This is a genomic window from Mammaliicoccus sp. P-M58 (assembly GCF_022386165.1).
Taxonomy (GTDB): Bacteria; Bacillota; Bacilli; order Staphylococcales; family Staphylococcaceae; genus Mammaliicoccus; species Mammaliicoccus sciuri.
In genome coordinates, this window is sequence record NZ_JAJNJI010000025.1 from 1 (window position 1) to 3,382 (window position 3,382).

The 3,382-nt window shown below is 32.1% G+C and carries 2 protein-coding genes; both read right to left on the reverse strand.

The features are described 5' to 3' along the window. Nucleotides 1–284 precede the first annotated feature (284 nt). Nucleotides 285–1,238 (reverse strand): alpha/beta hydrolase, encoded by a 954-nt coding sequence (locus LQ694_RS15315; RefSeq protein WP_192947065.1) that lies wholly within the window; start codon nucleotides 1,236–1,238, stop codon nucleotides 285–287. A 1,093-nt stretch (nucleotides 1,239–2,331) separates the two neighbouring features. Further along, nucleotides 2,332–3,336 (reverse strand): protein rep, encoded by a 1,005-nt coding sequence (locus tag LQ694_RS15320; RefSeq protein WP_192947064.1) that lies wholly within the window; start codon nucleotides 3,334–3,336, stop codon nucleotides 2,332–2,334. Nucleotides 3,337–3,382: the final 46 nt, after the last annotated feature.

Consider the following 3,382-nt stretch of genomic DNA (forward strand, 5'->3'; position numbering starts at 1 on the left):
ATTATCTTGATTTTCGTCTATATATCCTGTAGTATAAAAATGCATATAAAAAGCCCCCAGTTTTGATTTAGATTCGACACCTTAATCATATAACTGGGGTATTTTCATGTCAAATTTTTCTTTCACGCATAAAAAACAGCTCAAACACTCTCACATCAACATTTGACGAACATTTTAAAAAAGATTGTTATTTCTATATAGTATCAAGACAAGAAGAAACTCGTTTTCAACTCGTTTCTAAAAAACAAAAGCTACCTAAATTTTAGGTAGCTTTTTATTCAGTATTACTGCTTATTCTTTTTATTAATCCAATCAGTCGAAACATCCATCGCAGCACGCGTTGCATTTGTTTGGTCTAAAGAATTAATCATAACAAAATCATGGATTGTACCTTGGAAACACGTTTGGGTCACTTCAACCCCTGCTTCTCTTAATTTATTTGCATAAGCCTCGCCTTCATCACGTAAAACATCAGCTTCTGCATTTAAAATTATTGCTGGTGGTAAATCTTTTAATTCTTCAACCGACGCTTTAAGAGGAGATGCTGTAATTTCATTTCGCTCTTTTTCGCTTGTTGTATATTGATTCCAAAACCACTCCATACCTTCTTTAGTTAAATAATAACCTTCAGCAAACTCATTATATGAGTCAGTATCAAATTCGGCATTTGTCACTGGATAGTATAGTACCTGCTGATTAATCGGTAATCCATTACGTTGTTTTGTCATAATTGTCATTACCGCAGACATATTACCACCAACTGAATCACCAGATACAGTTAAACGATTAAGATCAAGTTTCTTTTCTTCAGCTACATCTTTTAGTTGCTGTAAAACACTATAGTTTTGTTCAATCGCTGTTGGATACTTTGCCTCAGGAGATAACGTGTAATCAGGCATAACTACAACTGAATTTGTTCTTACAGCTAGTTCTCTAACTAATTTATCATGTGTTTCTGGACTTCCGAAAACCCAGCCCGCGCCGTGGATATAATATATAACGGGTAATACATCTTTATTACCTTTAGGACGAATAAAACGTACACGAATTTTGCCCCATTCTCCAGTCGAATATTTTTCATCTTCAATATCCACATCTAATTTTTTTACAGGAGAACTTTGAACTTCTTCTAGTAATTTACGTCCATCTTTAGGCTCTAATTCATATATTCTAGGGTGTGGCGCATTAGCTTCACTAAAGTCTTTAGCTTCGTTCTCTAAAACTACTTTACTCATAATTAATCTCCTTCAATCTTTAAAATTTTTAAGTGCTATATACACTAACTAAGTAGCCAAAAAGCAAATACAGTAAACATTCTAATATTATAATTGCTTTATTCCAATTGCTTTATTGACGCTGAGCCTCGGAACCCTTAACAATCCCAAAACTTGTCGAATGGTCGGCTTAATAGCTCACGCTATGCCGACATTCGTCTCCAAGTTTAGTTAAGGGTTCTTCTCAACGCACAATAAAATTTCTCGGCATAAATGCGTGTCTATGCGTAGACATGGAGACACTTCAGAATTATGGAGTTCATAACTTCACTCCATTTAGGAACAAACGAAAAAAATGGAGTGATTACATGAGTTTAACTATTTTTCTTTATTCAGTTTTAGCAAGTTTATTAGCAAATTATATCTACGAAAAATCTTCAAAATAAATAACTTTTTTTGAGTCTACTTTGTATACTTTATCTACCTAGTAGACCCGATTGTTATTGCTTTACAGGTCTAAAATTCGTCGTTATAATCTAGTTAAATCCCGTAAGGGCGCACTTATACGTTCTAAAAAGAACGCGTGCAAAAACCATAATCGACCTTCGTCGATTTTTTATCTTAGTTTTAAGTAATCGGTGTTGTGGCACAGATATAAAAATTAATACTACATTCATTAGAATCGGCGTTGTGGCGCAGATACAAAAATTAATACTGCACGAACTAGAATCGACGTTGTAGCGTAGATATAAAAATTAATACTACATCAAAATTTAACTAAGATTTAAGCTACTAGTTTTTTGCTAGTAGCTTTTTTATTTTTAAAATTTTAAATGCCTTTATTTTGAATTTTAAAGGGGCATTTTAAAGATTTAGGAGTAAATCATATAGTTTTATACCTAAAAGCTTATATAAGCTCTTAAAACGCAAATATGAGCAAAATAAATATATTCTAATTCCATAAACTAAAATTTGATCAAAACCAGTGACTAATTTTTTAATCACTGCCCAGTTACATGCAAATTTAAAAATTAACATGAAAATTGGTCAACCATGCCGGTTGAACGCTATAGTTCCCGCAGGGGCAAAAAGACATAAAAAAACGCTAGCTTTTAAGCTAACGTTTCAAATCTTTCAAGTAATAATTTTGTTTTTCAAAATTCCAAATTGCCGTAATTGAATGTGCTTTTTCTTCTTCGTCTGTTGCTTTATCTTCGTCACTTGTATTAATCAAATTGCCATCTTCGGCATCGTCTAAATTTAAAATTTTATGCTTTTGTTTAAGCAATCCACCATAACTCAACATACGTTTTCGGTATAAACCTTTTTCCAAATCATTCACGATTTCTTGATTTCTTTCGTCATCATCAGTTAAAAAATCAGATGACTTAACCGAATATTTAGAGGTTTCTTTGATAGCTGCTTGAATATCTTTATCGCCTTTTTGATTTGGTTTGATCGCTTTAATATTTGCTACTGGTCGATAATTAACTTGTAATGCTTTTTGCCATAAATCGACCCATTCTGTCTGCGTAATATAATTTTCTTTTTTTCTAAAATACGCATTTTCAACACATAACAAAACGTGCATGTGTTGATTATAACTTCCATCATTTTTATTAACTGTAACTTCAGTTGAACGCATAAAACCAACTAAATTTTTACTAACTTTTTTATATTTAGTTAATCTATGAAAAGCTTTTGTTAAGTGTTTTAAACTTTGTTCTAAAGTTTCACCATCTATCGCATTTCTTGTTGAAAGAGTTAAAAACAACCAACGTGCTTTCGGCTTTTCTTTAACAACTTCTTCAATCACTCTTTGAGCTTGATAACTATTTTTCATAGCACGCCTCCAATTACAAACTGGACATAATTTTGACTTACAAAACCATGTCTTATGTAACTTCAAATAACCCTCGTCAGTCGGCTTAAATTCTAAGACGTTACCACATTGTTTTACGTTAAAAGCCTTTTTAATTTTTAAAATTTCCAGTATATCTGCATAGCTCACATTATCAATTTTCTTTTCTCTCCATGGGCGTTGTTTCCCACTTTTCGTCATATCTTTTAATGTTTCATTATCTTGATTTTCGTCTATATATCCTGTAGTATAAAAATGCATATAAAAAGCCCCCAGTTTTGATTTAGATTCGACACCTTAATCATAT

Bases quoted from the DNA above. Each gene is read 5' to 3' on its own strand.
- LQ694_RS15320 (WP_192947064.1), bottom strand. From the start codon at position 3,336: ATGCATTTTTATACTACAGGATATATAGACGAAAATCAAGATAATGAA.